General features: G+C 34.5%; 15 protein-coding genes. 7 read left to right on the top strand and 8 right to left on the bottom strand.

All coding sequences use genetic code 11. The features are described from left to right. Positions 1 to 11 precede the first annotated feature (11 nt). Positions 12 to 518, top strand: coding sequence for a GNAT family N-acetyltransferase (locus ACQUQZ_RS05590; protein ID WP_435353793.1), 507 nt, complete (start codon positions 12 to 14; stop codon positions 516 to 518). Between the two features lie 37 nt (positions 519 to 555). Continuing rightward, positions 556 to 1,674 (top strand): lactonase family protein, encoded by a 1,119-nt coding sequence (locus tag ACQUQZ_RS05585; RefSeq protein WP_435353791.1) that lies wholly within the window; start codon positions 556 to 558, stop codon positions 1,672 to 1,674. Between the two features lie 11 nt (positions 1,675 to 1,685). Here the strand turns inward: ACQUQZ_RS05585 and ACQUQZ_RS05580 are convergent, their stop codons facing one another. Further along, the gene (locus ACQUQZ_RS05580) at positions 1,686 to 3,182 is read right to left on the bottom strand and encodes a PLP-dependent aminotransferase family protein (protein WP_435353790.1); all 1,497 of its coding nucleotides are present in this window, start codon (positions 3,180 to 3,182) and stop codon (positions 1,686 to 1,688) included. Positions 3,183 to 3,259: 77 nt separating this feature from the next. On the opposite strand from ACQUQZ_RS05580, the gene ACQUQZ_RS05575 reads away from it, so the two are divergent. Together ACQUQZ_RS05575 and ACQUQZ_RS05570 are read left to right on the top strand one after the other, a co-directional pair. Next, entirely contained in the window at positions 3,260 to 3,679 is a 420-nt protein-coding gene (locus ACQUQZ_RS05575) for a GNAT family N-acetyltransferase (RefSeq protein WP_435353789.1), read from the top strand. 14 nt (positions 3,680 to 3,693) lie between these two features. After that, the gene (locus tag ACQUQZ_RS05570) at positions 3,694 to 4,323 is read left to right on the top strand and encodes a pyridoxamine 5'-phosphate oxidase family protein (protein WP_435353788.1); all 630 of its coding nucleotides are present in this window, start codon (positions 3,694 to 3,696) and stop codon (positions 4,321 to 4,323) included. 83 nt (positions 4,324 to 4,406) lie between these two features. Here the strand turns inward: ACQUQZ_RS05570 and ACQUQZ_RS05565 are convergent, their stop codons facing one another. The 7 genes from ACQUQZ_RS05565 to ACQUQZ_RS05535 all read right to left on the bottom strand — a co-directional run bounded on the left by ACQUQZ_RS05565 (position 4,407) and on the right by ACQUQZ_RS05535 (position 10,755). Continuing rightward, positions 4,407 to 4,589, bottom strand: coding sequence for a hypothetical protein (locus ACQUQZ_RS05565; RefSeq protein WP_435353786.1), 183 nt, complete (start codon positions 4,587 to 4,589; stop codon positions 4,407 to 4,409). A 61-nt stretch (positions 4,590 to 4,650) separates the two neighbouring features. Then, on the bottom strand, positions 4,651 to 5,079 hold the full coding sequence (locus ACQUQZ_RS05560; protein ID WP_435353785.1) for a hypothetical protein: 429 nt from the start codon (positions 5,077 to 5,079) through the stop codon (positions 4,651 to 4,653). 138 nt (positions 5,080 to 5,217) lie between these two features. Continuing rightward, positions 5,218 to 6,573, bottom strand: coding sequence for an ATP-binding protein (locus ACQUQZ_RS05555; protein WP_435353784.1), 1,356 nt, complete (start codon positions 6,571 to 6,573; stop codon positions 5,218 to 5,220). Further along, positions 6,570 to 7,259: a response regulator transcription factor gene (locus tag ACQUQZ_RS05550; RefSeq protein WP_435353782.1), complete on the bottom strand. Its 690-nt coding sequence runs from the start codon at positions 7,257 to 7,259 to the stop codon at positions 6,570 to 6,572. Before ACQUQZ_RS05550 ends, ACQUQZ_RS05555 begins: the two co-directional genes overlap by 4 nt. Positions 7,260 to 7,482: 223 nt before the next feature. Beyond that, a complete protein-coding gene (locus ACQUQZ_RS05545; RefSeq protein ID WP_435353781.1) occupies positions 7,483 to 7,953 on the bottom strand; it encodes a DinB family protein in 471 nt (156 codons plus the stop codon). 16 nt (positions 7,954 to 7,969) lie between these two features. Beyond that, positions 7,970 to 9,220: an ectonucleotide pyrophosphatase/phosphodiesterase gene (locus ACQUQZ_RS05540; RefSeq protein ID WP_435353780.1), complete on the bottom strand. Its 1,251-nt coding sequence runs from the start codon at positions 9,218 to 9,220 to the stop codon at positions 7,970 to 7,972. Positions 9,221 to 9,279: 59 nt separating this feature from the next. Next, on the bottom strand, positions 9,280 to 10,755 hold the full coding sequence (locus ACQUQZ_RS05535) for a hypothetical protein (RefSeq protein ID WP_435353778.1): 1,476 nt from the start codon (positions 10,753 to 10,755) through the stop codon (positions 9,280 to 9,282). Between the two features lie 177 nt (positions 10,756 to 10,932). On the opposite strand from ACQUQZ_RS05535, the gene ACQUQZ_RS05530 reads away from it, so the two are divergent. The 3 genes from ACQUQZ_RS05530 to ACQUQZ_RS05520 all read left to right on the top strand — a co-directional run bounded on the left by ACQUQZ_RS05530 (position 10,933) and on the right by ACQUQZ_RS05520 (position 14,460). Continuing rightward, positions 10,933 to 11,880, top strand: coding sequence for a nucleoside hydrolase (locus ACQUQZ_RS05530; protein WP_435353777.1), 948 nt, complete (start codon positions 10,933 to 10,935; stop codon positions 11,878 to 11,880). Further along, positions 11,877 to 12,791 carry a ribokinase gene (gene rbsK / locus ACQUQZ_RS05525; protein ID WP_435353776.1) on the top strand — a complete coding sequence of 305 codons (915 nt, stop codon included), beginning with the start codon at positions 11,877 to 11,879 and terminating at the stop codon, positions 12,789 to 12,791. The genes ACQUQZ_RS05530 and rbsK overlap by 4 nt, the downstream gene beginning before the upstream one ends. Positions 12,792 to 12,969: 178 nt before the next feature. Further along, positions 12,970 to 14,460, top strand: a complete 1,491-nt coding sequence (locus tag ACQUQZ_RS05520; RefSeq protein WP_435353775.1) for an ADP-ribosylglycohydrolase family protein — start codon at positions 12,970 to 12,972, stop codon at positions 14,458 to 14,460. Positions 14,461 to 14,651 lie beyond the last annotated feature (191 nt).

Here is a 14,651-nt window from a genome sequence, read left to right as displayed (position 1 = left end):
AAAATTAGGCTATGCAAATACTTATCGAAACCGAAAGACTGTACTTACGAAAACTCACATTAGAGGATGCACCTTTTATGCTCGAATTGCTAAATACGCCTACTTGGCTGCAATTCATTGGTGATAGAAATGTTCATTCGATTGAAGATGCAGAAAATTATCTTAAAAATGGCACTTTGAAAAGTTATCAAGAAAATGGCTTCGGTTTTTATGCAGTGATTGAAAAAACTTCAGGCAAAACAATTGGTATGTGTGGACTTATCAAGCGAGATTCTTTACCTGATATTGATATTGGTTTTGCTTTTCTACCTCATCTCATTAGCAAAGGATTTGGCTATGAAGCAGCATCAGCCACGCTTGATTATGCTTTAAATACACTCAAAATCAAAAGAATCATTGCCATCGTGAATCCTGATAATGAAAAATCAATTGGCTTGATTAAAAAGATTGGTTTGCATTTTGAAAAAATGATAAAATTTGGAGGCGAAGAAAAAGAATTGATGTTATTTGGAATTTAAAAAAAAGAACTTGTTCGAAGATAAACTTAGACCTAAAATGACAAAAAAGACTATAATATTTATACTTTCGCTATTGCTTAGCCTTCATTTATATGCACAAAATACTTATGTTTTCATTGGCTCATACAGTTTGGATAATACCCAAGAAGGCATTTATGTTTATCAACTGACTCCAAAAGGGGCTTTAAAAAAAATCACAAGTGTTAATGTTCATAATGCTTCTTATCTGAATTTATCACCCGATGGCAAGTATTTATATGCTTGCACTGATACAAAAACGCCCAATGCGGGCAGCATTAGCAGCTATGCCTTTGATACTCAACAAAAAACCTTAACTTTTATCAACAGCCAAAGAAGTGGCGGTGAAAACCCTGTTTATTTGTCGGTTCATCAAAGTGGGAAATGGCTCGTTAATGCTAACTATACTGAGGGAAGTGCCTCAGTTTATTCGCTTGAAAATGGAAAAATAAGCCCTTTTGTGCAAAACTTTCAATATACAACCGAACACAGTATTGACCCAAAAAGACAAGAACGCTCACATGTTCATTCAGCAGTATTTTCACCTAAAAATGATTATGTTTTTTTACCCGATTTAGGTGCAGATAAAATCAGATGTTACCAATTTGATAGTTCGCAAAAACAGCCTTTACAAGAAACTCCTTATCCTTTTACCCAAACTGTGGCAGGCAGTGGTCCAAGGCATTTTACTTTTCACCCAAATGGAAAGATTGCTTATTGCATCGAAGAACTTTCGGGAACGGTGAGTGTTTATGCTTACGAAAATGGCAAATTGACCAGTATTCAAAGAATTGAAGCTCATACAAGTCAATATAAAAATGGTTTTGGAAGTGCCGATATTCATCTTTCGCCTGATAGTAAATTTTTATATGCTTCCAATCGTGGGAAAGAAGATACGATTGCTATTTTTTCCATCGAAAAAGATGGTACACTCAAAACCGTTGGCTATCAATCTACTTTGGGCGAGCATCCACGCATGTTTGGCATTGACCCAACTGGGAAATTTGTGATTGTGGCCAATCAAGTAAGTGGCGATGTGATAGTTTTTAAGCGAAATGCAAAAACAGGTTTATTAAAAAAAGTTGGTAATAGCATAAAAATCCATGAGCCGTCTTGTGTGCAAATTAGGCATTATTAATCAATTGATGCTCAACACTTTACTAAACTATTCCTCAAAATCTCAACACATTTTCTCAACTCCTCCACTGTCGAAGAGGCAAAGCCCAAACGGGTAGAATTGATATTTCTATTAGGCAAATTATGCTGTAAACCATTAGAAAAATAGAGTCCATTTTTTAAGGCATTTTCGGCTGACTTTACTAAATCTATGCCTTCCTTAAATTTCGCCCAAACTGCCATTCCACCTTCGGGAATTTGGAAATCAATTTCATTTGTTAAATTTTGCTTCAATAATTCACAAAAAACATCACGCCTTTCTCGGTACTCACGCAATGATTTTCGGAGGTATTTTTGAATAATTCCTTCTTGCAAAAGTTCAGCAATTGAGTTTTCAAGCATCAAATCTCCCTGACGGTCAATAATTCTACGATAGTGTGACAAATGTTCAATCACTTCTTCGGGAGCAACCAAATACCCCACCCGAAACGCGGGAGAAATACTTTTAGTAAACGACCCCGAATAAAGCACCACACCCGCATCATCGGCACTGGCGAGCGGTAAAAGTGGCTTGCTTTGATAATGAAAGTCATAGTCATAATCATCTTCAAAGATTATAAAACGATATTTTTGGGCCAAATTCAAGAGTTTTATGCGACGGTCTGCTTTTAACGTAACAGTTGTCGGATAATCGTGGTGTGATGTTATGTAAATCAATCTAATGGTTTGCTTTTTGCAAATTTCTTCTAATTCATCAACCAAAATACCATTTTCATCAGTCGGAATCGTCAAGATATTTGCTCCCGCATGTTGGAAATTTATCTTAGCACTCGACCAAGTTTTTTCTCCTAAAACCACATTATCACCTTTTTTTACGAATGCTGTTGTGAGCAAATACATCGCCATCATTGTTCCTCGCACAATCAAAATATTATCTGCTGTGATTTTTAAACCTCTGCTTTCATTCAGGTATTTTGCCAATTCTTGTCGCAACCACATCGAGCCTTTTGTATCGCCATATCCTAATTTAACATACGAATTCCCATGAATCAAATTGCTTCTATAAGCCCTCGACAAATCAAGTAAAGGAGCTAAACGAGGGTCGGGAAAACCATCATCTAAATGCAATTTATCGGAGGCTTTTACTACTTCTCGTTGTAAAAAAGGCTTTGGTTCAAAACTAAAACCTGCTGATAGTTTTCCATCTTTGTTTATAGAAAAACTATCATTTTCTTTCAATTTCTGAGCTTTAATTTCGGGTAAATTATTGGCAACAAAAGTGCCACTTCCTTGTTTGGTTTCGAGCCAACCTTGAGCCAATAACTCATCTAAAGCAACAATAATTGTTTTTCGATGGACTTCTAAAACTTCACTCAATTGTCTTGAACTCAATATTTTTTGCCCCGACTTCAAAGTTCCATTACGAATTAAAGCTAAAAACTGATTCGTAATCTGCTGATAAACAGGCATTTTCAACTTTTTATCAATCACCAAAAGTGATTTGTAAGGAAATACAACTGGACTACTCATTTTCTTAAAACTGGTTGATTATATCCATCCAGTAAAGATATACTTTTGTGCATAGAATTTCAAAACAAAAGATTTTTATGCAAATCAAAACCGCTCAAACCAAAGAAGATTATTTAAAATGTTTTAGGGTACTGCAAGCACTACGCCCACATCTTACACCCGAACTATTGCTTGAATTATTACCAAAAATGCAAGCCGAAAACTATTCGTTGATATTTATCGAAGAAAACAATGAAGCAATTTCGGCCTGTGGTTTTCGATATCTTACCTCACTTTTCGACGGTCGATACATTTATATTGATGACCTCTCGACCCTACCAGAAGCACGAGGCAAAGGTCATGCAGGAAAACTATTTGATTATGTGGTGGAAAAAGCTAAATCCGAAGGCTTAAAAGCAGTTCATCTCGATTCGGGACATCAGCGTTATGATGCTCATCGACTTTATTTAAACAAAGGAATGAGAATCGTCTATCACCATTTTAGACTTGAATTATAAAACCAAAGAAAATTATGCTACAACAAACCCCACGTACGACTACGAGCAGAATGCCAAAGCGTACACAATACGACGAAGAATTGATTTATTCGATTTTAGATGAAGCATTATTTTGCACCATCAGCTATTCGATTGATAATCAACCCTTTTCAATTCCAACTGCCTTTGTTCGCAAAGAAAACAAACTCTATATTCATGGCTCAGTTGGTAGTCATTTTTTGCGAGGGATTGAGTCAGGAATACCCGTTTGTATTTCTGTAATGCTCACTGATTCGCTTGTGGTGGCAAAATCTGCCTTCCATCATTCGGTTAATTATCGTTCGGTCATTATTTTTTCAAATGCCATCAGAATAGATGATTATGAAGCAAAAGCCCTATTTTTCAAAGAATTGACCGATAAAATAGTACCCAATAGTTGGGATTATCTTCGTCCAATGAAAGCCAACGAGGTGAACAAAACTATGCTTTTGGTTTTTGATATTTCGGAAGCATCAGCACGTATGCGTGCAGGAATGCCAAATGATGATGAAGAAGACAAAGCCTTGCCAATTTGGTCAGGAATTATTCCGATTCCAAGTAAAAGACTCACGCCGATTGCTGACGAATCGAGTATAAATATTACTTTACCAGAGCATTTAAAATAAAGATAGTGCGATAATAATCAAAATTATCGCACTATTCTTGCGTTTTCAAAACCTAAAAAACACTATTTGCATCATAAATACATTCAGACTACTAATGAGTTTTCTGTTTGGCTATTTTTTCCAAATTTTTCACGACACCATTCCATTAATAATCTAAACTCATCTTTGGTTGATTGTCGAAGAGCCTTTCTTAACTCTTTTTTAAAAATTTGAGGTTCAAAACTTACTTTCTCAAGTATCATTTTGCGATATTCAAACATTGTCATTTTTATAGAGGTTGAGATGGATTTTCCGAGTAACCTTGGCTATTCAGAAAATATAAATTGATTAATTTACTGCCGTTTTTACCGAGTCTTTTCTGGCAATATTTATGGTAGTTTGGTCTAAACTACCTTTTTTGAAAGCCATTTGTCGGCTATACTCAGTTGTTTGAAATTGGCTTTTATAGTGGTTAGACGATAAAAGCGGATTTATGGATGTGGGTTCAGTAGCGGGCATTTCAATGACTAAAGTAGCTTCCGATGAAAAATCCACTTTACCTTGACGCTTGTAATTATGCACCGAACTAATATCGTTTTTGATTTGATTAGCTGGTTGGCTAAATACTGTCACATTCTTACTTTCTGAAAGAGCTTTTCTTTGTTGAAAAACTGGACGTTTGTAATTATGTGGTGAATCTATTGATGATTTCTGGGCAAAAACCGAACCAGAACCCAATGCTACAAAAGCGAAAACATACTTTACGAAAGTTTTCATTGTTTTTATGTTTATATTTTTTTCGAATAATATTTAATCACATCAATCAATACCAATGTATTTCTCTCTGATGACAATACAAAGATAAAAGAATAATATTAGGTTAGAATTAAGCTAATATTAGAAATTGCTTAGAATTTATTTGGGAAGTAAAAGCGTAAAGATTGTTCCCTCTTCTTTTGAAGAAACAACACTGATTTGACCTTTATGAAGTTGTACGATGCGTCGAGTCAAAGATAATCCAACACCATGTCCTTTGGTATTTCGTGCGTTTGAGCCTCTTTTGAAAGGTTCAAAAATTTGATTCAATTCATTGAAAGGAATGACCGAACCTTCATTATGAAAAGCAATAATCAAAGCTTGATTTTCAATTTTAATATTAATTTCAACTTGATGATTTGGTGAAAACTTCGCTCCATTTTCTATTAAATTAATCAAAGCGGTATAGAGCAAACTCTCATCTCCTTTCACTTCAGGCATTAAATCGGTAGCATCATCTAAATTGATAAGTATCTGATAATCAGGATTTTTCTTGAGCAATTCCGTTCGAATTTGCCAAATAATCTCTAATACATTCACGAGAAAATGCCTAAATTTTGTATCATCGGCATCAATACTTGTCAGATCTAAAAGGTTATTTGTTAGTTTGTTCAGTTGCTGTACATCATCCAATACTGATTGAATCATTAGTTTTAAATCGGCAGGATTATCATTAGCCAAAAGTGAGACTTGAATTTGTCCAGTAATAGCCGTAAGTGGTGTTCGCAGCTCATGAGAAGCATGAGAAACAAACGAGCGTTGAGTTTGAAAAGCACTTTCAAGGCGGTCGAGCATTTGATTAAAACGAATCGAAAGTTGCTCTAATTCATCGGCTTTATTTCCTTCATCAAGCCTTAAATTAAGTTGAGATGCACGAATTTTATCAATTTTATTAATCATTTGTTGAATCGGCAGAAGCATCCTTCGAGCAAATATCCAGCCAGTAACAGCACTGACACAAACCAAAATCAAAGCAGAAAAACCTAACGTTAAAGCCAAATTCCGTTGTTTCTGCAAGCCATATTTATCAACTGATGATGCCAAAACAATGTACTCCTTATTGTTATTTTTGATAACAATTCCATACATTTCAAGGTTATTTTCTTTCCAAAAAAGCTCTTTTTCTTGTCTTATTTGGTCTAAAATATCATGTTTCAAATTAGTTGAATCTGAGCCACTTTCATAAATTACTTTATTATCTACATCATAGATAATGATTTCTTCTTGGTTGAGAGCCGTTACATTGTTCTTATCTAAAAGTTTAAGTAGATCGGGGCTAATTTCGTTTTTATTGAAAATGATAGTTGCTGCCGTAAGTGCCTCTTGACGCAGCCGAGTTTTGTATTCTTCTTGGCGATAAATTTCACTTTCGAAATAGATAATCGCTGAAAAAATTAGTAATAAAATAGAAAAGATGCCCAAAAATAGCACCGTCATACGTGTCCGAATTGTCATTTGTTTTTTAGCATATAGCCCATGCCTACAATTGTATGAATGAGCTTATTAGAAAACCCTTTATCTATTTTATTACGAAGGTAATTGACATATACTTCTATAAAATTAGTGCCAGTGTCAAAATTAATATCCCAAACTTTTTCAGCAATATCAACCTTCGATACTACACGACCTTTGTTGATCATCAGGTATTCAAGCAAGCTAAATTCTTTGGCTGTCAGCTCAACTACTTTTCCATTTCGGCGGGCTACTTTTTCCTTCAAATCAAGTTCTAAATCAGCTTCTTGGAGCTTTTCAGAAGGTTGCTCTACCTCAACAGTTCTTTTGAGCAGAGCTTTTACCCTTACCAAAAGTTCCATAAAATCGAAGGGTTTTACCATATAATCATCCGTTCCTACTTCAAAACCCGATAATTTATCAGCCACAGTACCTAAAGCTGTCAGCATCAAAATCGGAATTTTAGTGTTTTTTGCCCGAATATATGCACAAACATCTAAACCACTCATATCAGGCAGACCAATGTCTAAGATAATTAGGTCAAAGACTTGAGTATCATAAAGCAGCTTTGCATCACTTCCTGTTTCTGCTATTTCAGCATCAAAACTTTGGGTTTGTAAGCCTTTTTTGATAAAAGTTGCTACTTTACTTTCGTCCTCAACAATAAGTATTTTTTTATTCTCTATCATTTTTATTTAATAATCATCTCCAATTTACTAATTATTTTGAAATATCTTTAAACTTAAAAAAGCAGTTGAATATCAACTGCTTTTTCTGCTAAACTAAAAACTAAAATTTTCCTAATCCTCAAAGACTTACTCCTTATAAGATAGAACAAAACTACAACAGACAAATTAGAATCGAATTAAACTCACATTAGAAAAGGCTTAGAATTATAACAATATTTTTTTTCTATGATACTAACTTTTTAACCATAGAAATCTGTCCAATATGATATATATCGTGTTGAGTGATACCTTGAAGCATTAAACGAAAATTATAAGACCTACCATCTACTTTGCTATCTAATAATTCTTCTGCTTTTTGTTGAATCGTTTGTATTAAAAGTTGTTGGTTTTCTGCTAATTTTTGTTTCAAAAATACCCAATTTCCTTCATCTAAACTCGTAATTTTCACCCAATTGAGCTCAGTATCCCAAACTTCATACTCAGCATTTCCATTCAATTTTTCTACAACAAAAAGCCGCCAAGCCATCATGTGATGGATAATTTCAGCAATAGAATGGTTGAGCTTTTCAGGAACTTTATAGGCTTTTACAGCATCAATTCCTTCTAATTGTTGCAGAAGATTATCTCCAAACCAACCTTTACCATCATAAGCGGCTTTAATCGCTTTGATGATTCTGTTTATTTCTTGATTCATCATATTTTTGATTATGTTATTTTTTCAAAATACCTTCCAAAACCTTAATATCTCCATCAATTTTCGGAGGAGTGATTCCTAAAATCGCTGCTACCAATGGATAAACGTGGATATTCTGAAAAGTTGGTAATTTCTTTCCTTTCTTGATATTAGGTCCATTGGCATAAAAAATGGCACCCATTTCAGGCGTTATGGTTGGGTCAAAACCATGTACACCCCACACATTTCTGGTTTCTGGTTTCTTTTCCAAAGCTTCTTTCGAATAGATACTGTAAGCAGGCTCAACCACAAAAAACAAATCTCCGATGCGAGGATGCTCATTGAAATGCAATTTTTCAGGAATATCCGCTTTTTTATAAATCTTAAAATGAGCTTCTTTCGCTTTGATAGAAGTATAAATTTCTTCTTCTTTAGCTTTATTTTTAATGAAAATATTGGCATGAGTACTATTATTCACAAATATAAAATCATCTTTTGACAAACCTGCCAGTAAGTCTTCTTGGTAAATAAAATACTGAGGTTTGTTTTGCATTTCATACATTCCGTGGTCGGAAACCAAAATGACATTGACAGGCAAATCAATCTTTTTCAAACCTGCCATCAACATCCCAACCAAACTATCGGCCTGCATTACAGCTTCTTTGGTTTTTTCTCCATTGGGTCCATATTCATGTCCTTGTGTGTCAACCATCGAAAAATAAATTGTCATCAAATTTGGACGCTCAGCTTCAGGTAATTTCAACCAATCAAATACAGCTTGAACACGTTTTTTGGGTGGCACAGCATCATCAAATCGGTAATAATAATCAGGAAACTTCCCTCCTATTGGAGCCTCAGAACCAACCCAAAAGTAAGATGCAGATTTCATACCGTTTTGCTGAACCAATTGCCATAAAGGCAAGCCACCATAATAATAAGGATCTTCAACTTTGTCTCGTTGACGAATGGAATAAAATGTATCTCGCCCTTTATCATAAAAAGTATTATCAACCAAACCGTGGTGTCCAGGGTAAAGTCCAGTGACTAAAGTATAATGATTAGGGAAAGTTTTGCTTGGAAATGATGGCTGCATCATTTCAGCAGCAGCACCTTTTTTGATGAATTTTTTAATGTTTTTAGCATTATATTTTTCTACATAATCATGTCTGAAGCCATCAAACGAAACCATCACAACGTAAGGAGTTTTCTCATTGTTTTGAGCGAAAGACGAAACATTGATAAAAAAGAGAATAAAAATATAAAAAAGTTTTTTTGAGAGGAAGTGCATACTTTTCTTTGGTTAGATGAGGTATCAAAATTAGAAGAAATAATTATATTGTTAAATACCTAATGATTAAATTCATCAATCTTGTTTCTGAGCAACCACCGCTCAATCAGTAAAGTTTTGAAAAGCCTTAATTGATTGGAAGAATCATCTAATGCTTGTATTTTTTTTATAAAATCCTCAAATAGTTTTAATAGATTTTTAGGCTTTTGTGTTAATTTTTTTAATATTTCAAGCAGCAAATTTTCAAGAAAACTTTCTTGTTTATCAGCTTTTAGTTTTCGCTCAAACGAACGAATTTCATAACGTAAATAATCAAAATTGGCTAATTCATATTGTGTAATTAAAAACAAAAACCTCGACTGAACATAAATTTGGTACGAAAAAGTATTTCGATAATTATTCAACATAAAATTCAAAAAACGAAGCGTTTGTTTGTATTCTTGTCGCCAAAAGTGCGTAATGGCAATCGTCAGACATAATTGTGCTTGTGAATTAAAAGGAGTATTTACGGTAAGTTTTTCAATCATTTCTTTCTGAAATTCAAGAAATGTAGCTGCTTCCTGAAACTGATTGGTTTGATTAAAAATTGTGAGTTGATGATGCGTTGCTAATAGCTCAATTTGCCAATTCAAATCTTGTGAATCAGAACTTATATTTTTCAATTGATTAACAAAAAAAGGCATTTCGTTGAAACGTTCCATTGCACACAAATCAGTCAGAATTCCATCTAATAGATAAATATAATAAGTTGGTGAGTCTTTCCAAAGGTGTGTATTTTTCTGAAATAGTGCATCCAACTCATAAAAAAGCTTCAAACTTCCTTCATGGTCACCAATCATCATAAAATAAGCCGATTGGAAATTGAGATGAAGTTTTTGAGATTCAAAAGAACGATAATTTCTATTATTTAAAATATTGTATTCCTCTAATAATAAGTCATTTAACTTTGTTTTTTCTTTTAAACTATTGACAGTCCCTTTTCTCCAATAGCGAATCAATAAGATTTCATGCAAGCTCGAATGTCGATGTACTTGCATTTCATGTTCAAGAATTTCTTCAATTTTACTTTGTTTTTTTATCATTTCAAATTCGTCAAGTCCTGCCAATTGCAATCGTGTCAAATATTGCAATTCGAGTCGAGCGGCCATTAAAAAATAAGGATATAATTCATTGTTTAAAGCCGTTTGTTTTATCTTATCTAAATACTCAAAACTCTCACTTACAAAACCTTTTCGATGTAAAATTTGGGCATCTTTCAAATCAATAATTAAGCGATTTTCCACATTTTTATCATTTTCTGCTTGTCGAATCGCCTTCATTAGATTATGCGTCAAATGCTTTCTGGCTGCTTCTAATCCATTTTTTGTATAGCTTTTTTCAAGATTTTCGATGTCAATATTTTTGGTCGTCAATAAATATTCATACAATTTCAAGTATTTTTTGTCGCCTTCTTGCATTCCTGTAAGCAAGCTAAAACTTTTTTTCTCAGCTTTCGAGAGTGAATAAATGAGGTTTTTTAATGTGATAAGGTTCATTTATCTGGAATTAAAAGTTTTATATTAGCTAAATTATACTTATAAAATACTGATAAACAATTAATTATAAAAAATAATCTAATTTGTAATTAGCCAAAATTACACAATATTGGCTAAATAAATATTATTAAACAATGAAAAAATTGTATTTAATTTGAATATAATTTAAACAAAAACATGAAAAAACTACATCTCTTCATCTTCTTTTTATTCACAACAATCGCACTACAAGCACAAAAACAAAAAGTGATTCTCGACTGCGACTTAGGTGATGATATTGATGATGCCTTCGCTGTTGCATTGATGCTTTCAAACACAGATAAATTTGAGATTTTGGGAATTACTACTTGCTACGGCCGCACCAATGACCGAGCTGAAATGGCTTGCAAAATGCTCTACGAAACAGGTTTAGAGAAAATCCCTGTGGCGATGGGTCGAAATACTTCAAACACAGATGAGCGTGCCAATTGGTACGCCGAACAATATTACTGGTCGAAAGGGTTTAATAAAGTCAAACCAATTCAGCAATCTGGAGCAGATTTTATCATCGAACAATTGCATAAATATCCCAATGAAGTGATTTTGTTTTCGGTTGGCCCTGTTACCAATATGAAGGATATTATCGAAAAAGACCCACAAGCACTAAAACTGGCAAAGAAGATAATTGCCATGTTTGGCTCATTTTATATTGGGTATAATGGTAGTCCAACAATCAATCCAGAATGGAATGTAAAGGTAGATATTGAGGCTTCCAAAAAATTTGTCAACTCAGGTGCAAATATTGTTTATGCAGGACTTGACATTACGACTTTTGTGAAATGGAACAAAGCCAATCAAGAACGTTTATTGTATCGACAAAGCGTTTTGACAAGTACTTTATGCGGACTTACCACACTTTGGTCAAATACGGCAACGCCTACACTTTTTGATGCAGTTGCCATCGGAATGGCACTTTACCCAGACTTATTCAAAACTGAAAAAGTATTTATTGAGGTTGATGACAAAGGTTATACAAGAATTGACAAAACCAAAACTCCCAATGCTGAAATTGGTGTTGGCATCAATACCGATGAATTTTTGAAGAGAATTATGGATGCATATTTAAAACAAAATTTAGGTAGATGAAACAAAAAATATTTGTTATCGGTAGTTCAAATACCGATATGGTGGTAAAATCACAGAAACTTCCAGCCCCAGGAGAAACCATTATTGGAGGAACATTCTTGATGAATCCAGGTGGAAAAGGAGCCAATCAGGCGGTTGCAGCAGCAAAATTAGGAGCAAATGTCACTTTTGTGAGTAAAACAGGCAATGATATTTTTGGAAAACAAGCTATACAGGGTTTCCAAAGAGAAGGTATCAATACAGATTTTGTTTTTACTGACCTTGAAAACCCATCGGGCGTTGCCTTAATTTTGGTAGATGCTAAAGGTGAAAATAGCATCGCCGTTGCTTCTGGAGCAAATGGAAATTTACAAATCAGCGAAGTTGAAAAAGCAATTGGACAAATTATGCCCAACGATACAGTTTTATTTCAATTAGAAATCCCTATTCCCACTGTTGAATTTGCCATCAAAAAAAGCTTTGAACGTGGGGCAAAAGTAATTTTAAACCCCGCTCCCGCTCAAGTATTGGATGAATCGGTTTTCAAATACCTTGACATTATTACGCCAAATGAAACCGAAGCCGAATTACTCACAGGAATCAAAGTAATTGACTTAAATACGGCCGAACAAGCAGCCTTGAAATTGCATGAAAAAGGTGTAAAAAATGTCATTATTACATTAGGTTCTCGTGGAGCGTACTTGCATAATGATACCATCAATCATTTGATTCCTGCCCCCGTTGTTGAAGCAACAGATACAACCGCCGCAGGTGATGTTTTCAATGGAGCTTTAGCTGTAGCCCTTTCAGAAGGGCAAGATTTAGAACAAGCGATCAGTTTTGCATGTAGAGCTGCCGCCATTTCAGTTACTCGGATGGGAGCTCAAGCATCTGCTCCTAAACGCAGTGAGATAACTTCAATGAGTGAATGATTGACTTATTGAATGTGTGAAAAAATTATCAATCCTAAACATCTATTTCTACTATATAAATATGAAAACCCTTCCAATTCGTAGTCAAATTTTCGGTAAAGTCCTTATAATTAAGACTTTACTATTATCATTTTTCGTGTTATTATCAATTATTGTGGATGCTCAAAAAATGATCACTATGAGCAAAGAACAACTTAAAGACAAAATAATGGGTGGTTGGGCTGGACAAACCATTGGTGTTACATTTGGAGCTCCTGTAGAATTTAAGTTCAACGGAACGATGATTAATGACTATCAAAAAATTCCATGGTATGATGGTCTATTGAAGAAAACAATGGTCAATAATCCAGGTGTTTATGACGACCTTTATATGGATTTAACTTTTGTAGAAGTTTTTGAACGAGAAGGACTTGATGCTCCTGTTCAATCTCACGCCAAAGCATTCGCAAATGCGGGTTATATGCTTTGGCATGCCAACCAAGCAGCTCGCTATAATATCCTCCAAGGAATTATGCCTCCTGCCTCGGGACATTGGCTCAATAACCCACATGCCGATTGCATTGACTACCAAATTGAAGCAGATTTTGCAGGCTTGATGTCTCCTGGAATGCCTAATACTGCCTCAAAAATTTCTGATAAAATCGGTCATATTATGAATTATGGCGATGGTTGGTATGGAGGCGTTTATATCGGTGCCATGTATTCATTAGCATTGACCTCTAATGATATAAATTATGTGGTCAATGAGGCTTTAAAGACCATTCCAAAGCAATCAAAGTACTATGAATGCATTACGGATGTAATCAAATGGCACAAAATGTATCCTGACAATTGGAAAAAAACTTGGTTTGAACTTCAACAAAAATGGACCAATGATATTGGTTGCCCTGATGGCGTTTTTGCTCCATTTAATATTGATGCCACCATCAACTCAGCTTATGTGGTTTTAGGATTATTGTATGGAAAAGGTGATTTTACCGAAACAATGGAAATTACCACTCGTTGTGGGCAAGATGCCGATTGTAACCCTTCTTCAGCAGGTGGAATTTTAGGAGCAATGTTAGGTTATAAAGCCATTCCTGCCTACTGGAAATTAGGCTTAAAAGACATCGAAGATTTAGATTTTAAATACACCAGTACTTCACTCAATGATGTTTATGAAATAGGTACAAAACATGCTCTTTTAAACATCGAACGCAATGGAGGAAAAGTTACAGGAAACACTATTACCATCAAATCTCAATTACCAACTACTGTTCGTTTTGAACAAAGTTTTGAAGGGCAATATCCTTTAGATAAAAAATGGATTGGCAAAACTTTGGAAGACGAAATGGAACTTGATTTTGAAGGAAATGGATTCGTAATAAAAGGAGAAAGTAAGCCAAAAAGTAGTAGTTCATGGGACTCAAAAAGTGAAAAGTCTGCCGTAATTGAAGTTTACATTGATGATAAATTGAGTGAAACTGTCAAACTTCCTGCAAAATTCACTACTCGTCGCCACGAAATTTGTTGGAAATATCAATTAACAGATTCGTCGCATAAGGTAAGGCTCAAACTCATTAATCCTGACCCTGAAATCATCTGTTATTTATCAGAATTAATCTGGTATTCGAGCAAACCACAGCAAAAATTAACCATTGGTACTTTTGGACCTTATAAGAAGAAATGAGGAGTTTACGAATGACGATTTACGAATAAAGAAAGAAAAAATGACGAATGTTGAATGACGAGTAACAAATAAAGAAATCCATTTGCAAAATCGTCATTCGTAAATCGTCATTCGTAAATCGTCATTCGTAAATCGTCATTCGTAAATCGTCATTCGCAATTCGTCATTCGTAAATCGTCATTTGTAAAATC

It is taken from the genome of Emticicia sp. SJ17W-69 (assembly GCF_051209875.1).
Taxonomy (GTDB): domain Bacteria; phylum Bacteroidota; class Bacteroidia; order Cytophagales; family Spirosomataceae; genus Emticicia.
The sequence above is the reverse complement of the archived record's forward strand: the minus strand, read 5'-3'. Positions and strand labels throughout refer to the sequence as shown.

What these genes read in the sequence shown, in the direction of transcription:
- ACQUQZ_RS05545 (WP_435353781.1), bottom strand. Translation starts at nt 7,953, where the DNA reads ATGAATCAAGAAATAAACAGAATCATCAAAGCGATTAAAGCCGCTTAT.
- ACQUQZ_RS05530 (WP_435353777.1), top strand. Translation starts at nt 10,933, where the DNA reads ATGAAAAAACTACATCTCTTCATCTTCTTTTTATTCACAACAATCGCA.
- ACQUQZ_RS05555 (WP_435353784.1), bottom strand. Translation starts at nt 6,573, where the DNA reads ATGACAATTCGGACACGTATGACGGTGCTATTTTTGGGCATCTTTTCT.
- rbsK (WP_435353776.1), top strand. Translation starts at nt 11,877, where the DNA reads ATGAAACAAAAAATATTTGTTATCGGTAGTTCAAATACCGATATGGTG.
- ACQUQZ_RS05520 (WP_435353775.1), top strand. Translation starts at nt 12,970, where the DNA reads ATGAGCAAAGAACAACTTAAAGACAAAATAATGGGTGGTTGGGCTGGA.
- ACQUQZ_RS05565 (WP_435353786.1), bottom strand. Translation starts at nt 4,589, where the DNA reads ATGACAATGTTTGAATATCGCAAAATGATACTTGAGAAAGTAAGTTTT.
- ACQUQZ_RS05580 (WP_435353790.1), bottom strand. Translation starts at nt 3,182, where the DNA reads ATGAGTAGTCCAGTTGTATTTCCTTACAAATCACTTTTGGTGATTGAT.
- ACQUQZ_RS05575 (WP_435353789.1), top strand. Translation starts at nt 3,260, where the DNA reads ATGCAAATCAAAACCGCTCAAACCAAAGAAGATTATTTAAAATGTTTT.
- ACQUQZ_RS05550 (WP_435353782.1), bottom strand. Translation starts at nt 7,259, where the DNA reads ATGATAGAGAATAAAAAAATACTTATTGTTGAGGACGAAAGTAAAGTA.
- ACQUQZ_RS05570 (WP_435353788.1), top strand. Translation starts at nt 3,694, where the DNA reads ATGCTACAACAAACCCCACGTACGACTACGAGCAGAATGCCAAAGCGT.
- ACQUQZ_RS05535 (WP_435353778.1), bottom strand. Translation starts at nt 10,755, where the DNA reads ATGAACCTTATCACATTAAAAAACCTCATTTATTCACTCTCGAAAGCT.
- ACQUQZ_RS05560 (WP_435353785.1), bottom strand. Translation starts at nt 5,079, where the DNA reads ATGAAAACTTTCGTAAAGTATGTTTTCGCTTTTGTAGCATTGGGTTCT.
- ACQUQZ_RS05590 (WP_435353793.1), top strand. Translation starts at nt 12, where the DNA reads ATGCAAATACTTATCGAAACCGAAAGACTGTACTTACGAAAACTCACA.
- ACQUQZ_RS05585 (WP_435353791.1), top strand. Translation starts at nt 556, where the DNA reads ATGACAAAAAAGACTATAATATTTATACTTTCGCTATTGCTTAGCCTT.
- ACQUQZ_RS05540 (WP_435353780.1), bottom strand. Translation starts at nt 9,220, where the DNA reads ATGCACTTCCTCTCAAAAAAACTTTTTTATATTTTTATTCTCTTTTTT.